This is a genomic window from Streptomyces sp. NPDC127100 (genome assembly GCF_042724095.1).
Taxonomy (GTDB): domain Bacteria; phylum Actinomycetota; class Actinomycetes; order Streptomycetales; family Streptomycetaceae; genus Streptomyces.
In genome coordinates, this window is the sequence record NZ_JBHXFL010000096.1 from 1 (window position 1) to 4954 (window position 4954).

Annotated in this window: 6 protein-coding genes; 2 read left to right on the forward strand and 4 right to left on the reverse strand. The window is 71.6% G+C overall.

Annotation, left to right across the window (positions count from 1 at the left end):
* Positions 1–55 precede the first annotated feature (55 nt).
* Positions 56–1501 (reverse strand): glyceraldehyde-3-phosphate dehydrogenase, encoded by a 1446-nt coding sequence (locus ACFWJB_RS35330; protein WP_385473350.1) that lies wholly within the window; start codon positions 1499–1501, stop codon positions 56–58.
* 96 nt (positions 1502–1597) lie between these two features.
* The gene (locus tag ACFWJB_RS35335; protein ID WP_386927409.1) at positions 1598–2881 is read right to left on the reverse strand and encodes an amidohydrolase; all 1284 of its coding nucleotides are present in this window, start codon (positions 2879–2881) and stop codon (positions 1598–1600) included.
* A gap of 244 nt (positions 2882–3125) precedes the next feature.
* Between ACFWJB_RS35335 and ACFWJB_RS35340 the strand changes: the two genes are divergently transcribed.
* The gene (locus tag ACFWJB_RS35340; protein ID WP_385473355.1) at positions 3126–3524 is read left to right on the forward strand and encodes an SseB family protein; all 399 of its coding nucleotides are present in this window, start codon (positions 3126–3128) and stop codon (positions 3522–3524) included.
* A gap of 59 nt (positions 3525–3583) precedes the next feature.
* Here ACFWJB_RS35340 and ACFWJB_RS35345 read toward each other — a convergent pair whose 3' ends face one another.
* Complete coding sequence (locus ACFWJB_RS35345) at positions 3584–3976, reverse strand: MarR family winged helix-turn-helix transcriptional regulator (RefSeq protein WP_385473358.1); 393 nt, start codon at positions 3974–3976, stop codon at positions 3584–3586.
* Positions 3977–4147: 171 nt separating this feature from the next.
* On the opposite strand from ACFWJB_RS35345, the gene ACFWJB_RS35350 reads away from it, so the two are divergent.
* The gene (locus ACFWJB_RS35350; RefSeq protein ID WP_385473361.1) at positions 4148–4396 is read left to right on the forward strand and encodes a hypothetical protein; all 249 of its coding nucleotides are present in this window, start codon (positions 4148–4150) and stop codon (positions 4394–4396) included.
* A 48-nt stretch (positions 4397–4444) separates the two neighbouring features.
* Here the strand turns inward: ACFWJB_RS35350 and ACFWJB_RS35355 are convergent, their stop codons facing one another.
* The gene (locus ACFWJB_RS35355) at positions 4445–4687 is read right to left on the reverse strand and encodes a DUF5133 domain-containing protein (protein ID WP_385473364.1); all 243 of its coding nucleotides are present in this window, start codon (positions 4685–4687) and stop codon (positions 4445–4447) included.
* Positions 4688–4954 lie beyond the last annotated feature (267 nt).

The following is a 4954-nucleotide window of genomic DNA, read 5'->3' on the forward strand; positions in this document are numbered from 1 at the left end:
CCTCCGGGTCCCGCCGCCCCTCGCGCGTACTCGTGCCGGTCGGGGTGCTCGTGGATCAGACCGCCGGGGCCGGGTAGGTCGGGTACTCCACCCCGGAGACGTGCTGGACGACGCGGACGACCTGGCAGGAGTAGCCGAACTCGTTGTCGTACCAGAGGTAGAGGATGGCGTTGTCGCCCTCGACCTTGAGCGCGCCTGCGTCGACGATCGAGGCGTGGCGCGAGCCGATGAAGTCGCTGGAGACCGCGTCGGGGGCGCTGATGAAGTCGATCTGCCGCTTGAGCGGCGAGGTCAGCGACACCTCGCGCAGGTGGTCGAGGACGTCCTCGCGGGTGGTCTCGCGGGCCAGCTGGAGGTTGAGGATCGCGATCGAGACGTCCGGCACCGGGACGCGGATCGAGCTGCCGGTGATCTTCGCCTTGAGGTCCGGGAGCGCCTTGGCGACGGCGGAGGCGGCACCGGTCTCGGTGATGACCATGTTCAGCGGCGCCGACCGGCCACGGCGGTCCGACTTGTGGTAATTGTCCAGCAGGTTCTGGTCGTTGGTGAACGAGTGGACGGTCTCCACGTGGCCGCGCAGCACACCGTACTCGTCGGCCATCGCCTTCAGCGGCGGCACGATCGCGTTGGTGGTGCAGGACGCGCAGGACAGGATCTGCTCGTCCGGCTTGATGGTGTCGTGGTTGACGCCGTGCACGATGTTCGGGACGTCGCCCTTGCCCGGCGCGGTCAGCACGACCTTGTCGATGCCGGGGCGCAGGTGCTTCGACAGGCCCTCGCGGTCACGCCACTTGCCGGTGTTGTCGATGAGGATGGCGTTCTTGATGCCGTACGCCGTGTAGTCGACCTGCGTCGGGTCGTCGGCGTGGATCACCTTGATCGCGTTGCCGTTGGCGACGATCGTGCTGGTGTCCTCGTCGACGGTGATCGTGCCCTGGAACTGGCCGTGCACCGAGTCGCGGCGCAGCAGCGAGGCCCGCTTGACGAGATCCTGGTCGCCACCGCCCCGGACGACGATGGCACGCAGCCGTAGACCGTTGCCCGAACCGGCCTTCTCGATGAGCAGGCGGGCGACGAGCCGGCCGATGCGGCCGAAGCCGTACAGCACGACGTCGCGCGGCTCACGGCGGTCGATCTTGTCGGCGCCGGTGGCACCGGCGACGGCCTCGGCGGTGAACTCCGCCACCGACAGGCCGCGGTCGTCGGCCTTGTAGGTCGCGGCCAGCATGCCGATGTCGATCTGGGAGGGACCGAGGTCGAGCGCGGTGAGGGCCTGGACGAAGGGGAGCGTCTCGGTGACCGACAGCTCCGCACCGGCGATCTGCCGGGCGAAGCGGTGCGTCTTGAGGATGCTGACCACCGACTTGTTCACCAGGGAGCGGCTGTGCAGCAGGACGGTGACGTCCCGCTCGCGGTGCAGCTTCCCGATCATCGGGATCATCGATTCCGCGATCTCCTCGCGGTTCTTCCAATTGGTGAACGAGTCGTCGTTGACAGTCACGTCTCTTATCTTTCGAGCTAGGCGGCGCTCATATGCTAACCCGACCGCTTCTCTGATCGATCAAGTGGGCCCCCGGTCGATCAGATGAGTACCGGATCACGCCCGGTCCGGCCCGCCGCCGGCCGCCAGCCAGGCGAGCGCGGCCGTGGTCAGCGCCCGCACGCCCGTGTCCAGCGTGGGCTGGAGGACCGGGGCGAACGCCGGGCTGTGGTTGTGCGGCACGTCCCGTTGCACGGTCCCGCGGCGCTCCGCGTCGGCGTACAGCTCCGGCGCGGTCCCGCCGATGCCCCAGTACGTGTACGGCACGCCGAACGCCGCCGGGATCTCGCTCATGTCCTCGCTGGCCGTCTGGAGTCCCAGCGTCCGCGCGTCGGCGCCGAAGCGGGCGGCGAAGGCGCCGGCCACCGTGGCCGTGGCCGCGGCGTCGTTGACCGTGGGCGGGAACGACGTCAGGTGCTCGACCGTCGGCTCGGCCGGGGCGCCGGACGCCCGGGCCTCCGCGCGGACGATCCGCTCGATCGTGGCCAGCACGCGCTCGCGCACGGCCGGATCGTAGGTGCGGACGTTCAGCTCGAGGACGGCGTGGTCGGGAATGATGTTCGGGCCGGTCCCCGCCCGGATGCTGCCCACCGTCACGACGGCGGGCGTGGTCGCCGCGATCTCCCGCGAGACGACCGTCTGGAGCCGCACCACGCACATCGCCGCCATGACGACCGGGTCGACGGCCGCCTCCGGCATCGACCCGTGGCCGCCGCGGCCGTGGAGGGTGACGCGCAGGTTGTCGGCGGCGGACATGAACGATCCGGCCCGGGTGCCGACCAGACCGGCCGGATACGGCAGTACGTGCTGCGCCAGCACCACGTCGGGCCGGGGCACCTTCCCGGTGAGACCGTCCTCGATCATCGCGCGGGCGCCGTCGCCGTTCTCCTCCGACGGCTGGAAGAGCACGATCAGCGTGCCCCGCCACGCATCGGTCGCCGCCGCCATGAGCCGGGCGAAGCCGACCATGCAGGCCACGTGCGCGTCATGGCCGCAGGCGTGCATCACGGGCCGCTCGACGCCGTCGCCGTCCGTCGCGGTGGCGGTGGACGCGTACGGCAGGCCGGTCGCCTCCGGGACCGGCAGCGCGTCCATGTCCGCGCGCAGCATCACCGTGGGGCCGTCCCCGCGGGCGAGGACTCCGGTCACACCGGTGCCGCCGATGCCCGCCGTCACCTGGTAGCCGTACCCCCGCAGCGCCTCGGCCGCCCTCCCGGCGGTGCGGTGCTCCCGGAAGCCGAGCTCGGGGTGGGCGTGCAGGTCGCGGTAGAGGTCCTCCACGTCGGAGCGGATGCCGTCCAGCCCGGCCAGCACGGCGTCCACACAGGCCTCAACGGTCATGACGATGCCTTCCTCCGGCGGTACGTGCACCGACAGCCACGGCACTCGGCTCTCGCGCCAGCGAAACACCCCGCACCACGCGCCGCAACCTTCCCCGAGGGCCCCGCCCGGGGGCACGCCGCAGTCCGGCCGCGGCTCGTCGAACATGATTGCGCCGTGGGCGATCGGGTACGCGTGGCTGAACCGTGCCCGTGCCGATCACCGCGCGGGCCTCCACCCCACCGCCGCTACCAGGGAATGTGCCATGGAAACACCCGCGAACGACCACCCCGTCACGCCCGCCCAGCGGGCTCTGGACGCGCTCGCCGAGAACACCGAGGACACGGCGGCGCTCGACACCCTCGCAGGCAGCGACGTACTGGTCCCGGTACCGGACGACGCGAACGAGCCGGACGCCGACCCCGGGATGCTGGCCCTGCCGGTACTGGAGCAGCAGGGCGGGCGCCAGGTGGTGCCCGTGTTCACCTCGGAACTGGAGATGGCCGACCTGCTGCCGTACGTCTCGCGCTACCGCATGGTGCCGCTCGGCGCGCTCGCCGCGCAGTGGCCGGCCGACGACCTGTCGCTCTCCATCGACGCCGGCTCGGAGCACCGCCTGACCCTCACGTCGGACGGCGTGCGCACGCTGCTGGCCCGTCACTAGGAAAGCGGGAGCCGGCCCGCCCACGGCCACCGCGGGAGACCGGGCCGGCCCGTTTCCGGCTAGAGGTCGCCCAGCATCCGGGCCAGCACGGACCGCTGCAGCGGCAGCACCTCGGAGTGCAGGTCGCGCCCCTTGCGGGTGAGTGCGACATACACACCCCGCCGGTCCTCGGCGCACATGGAGCGCTCCACCAGCCCGTCCTTCTCCAGCCGGGCGATAAGGCGGGACAACGCGCTCTGACTGAGATGGACCCGGCCGACCAGATTCTGCACCCGGCACTGGGTGCCTTCCTCCGGCGCCTCGGCCACCAGGATGTCGAGCACCTCGAAGTCGCTCGCGCCCAGGCCGTGCGGATGCAGCACGCGGTCGATCTCGCACATCGTGCGGGCGTGCACCGAGAGGATCTCCCGCCAGCGTTCCTCGAGCCGCGCCCCGGCCGTCTTGGCTGCCATACCTGCACCGTAGCACCGGGCCCGGCGGTCGTTGATCGTGCAACTACTGTGGGTGCGAGGAACGCTCTGTTCCGTCCACGGCCGGACCGGCCGGGTCACGGTCCGGACGCGAAACCATCACAGCAGGACGCCACAGCGGTACCGGTGCCCGTGCCGCACCGTTGTCCTGGCATGCCCCTCAAGGAAACCGACCCGGTCGGGGTGGCCCACGCCCGAGCGGCGGGAGCCCACTGGCCGGACGAGACCGCACCGCCGTGCGAGTGGTGTGCCGCCCTGCACCTCTCGCAGAGCCCTCGACCGGCCGGCTCCGCAGGAGGAGGGCGCGGCGTCGAGGAGCGGCTGGCGCGGGTGCGTGACGTGATACTGCCCGTCGCCGCGCTCACCGTCCTGGCCGCACTCGTGTGGGGGCTCGTCGCCTGACGACACCGCCCGCCGCCGGGACGCTCCCGCTTCCCGCGGGATGCGGGCCTAGGCGGCCAGTGTCTCGTCCTCGCGGGAGACGCCCGTACGGCCGCCGTACCGCGCGAGCAGGGTGTCCGCCGCGAGCAGGGCCTCATCGGCGGTGCGGGAGCCGGTCATCACGCACAACGTGTACGTGGCGTCCTCGAGCGCCCGGCTGGTGTAGCCGGTGGGGCGGACATCGTGCTCGATGCGCGCCTGAGCGAACCGGGCCAGCACCGCACGCAGTTCCTTCTCCGCCGGAAGGATCATGATGTTACCTCTCCCCTCGGAATCGCTTCCCGCACGGCGGACCGCCGCCCGCGGCGAAGTGACTGTCTCCATGGCGTCCGACGGCCGCGGTTCATCACCGGGCACCGTCAAGCAGAGACTCGAATGCCCCGCGACGCGGCGTCCACGCCCCGGAGCACACTGCTTTTTCGGCCGCCCGTCCACCCGCCGCCCGTCGCCCTAGGGGGTGTCTGACAAATGCCCGCGGCGTCGCGACGCCCGGTACGCACGCTCGCCGCGTTGCCGGAC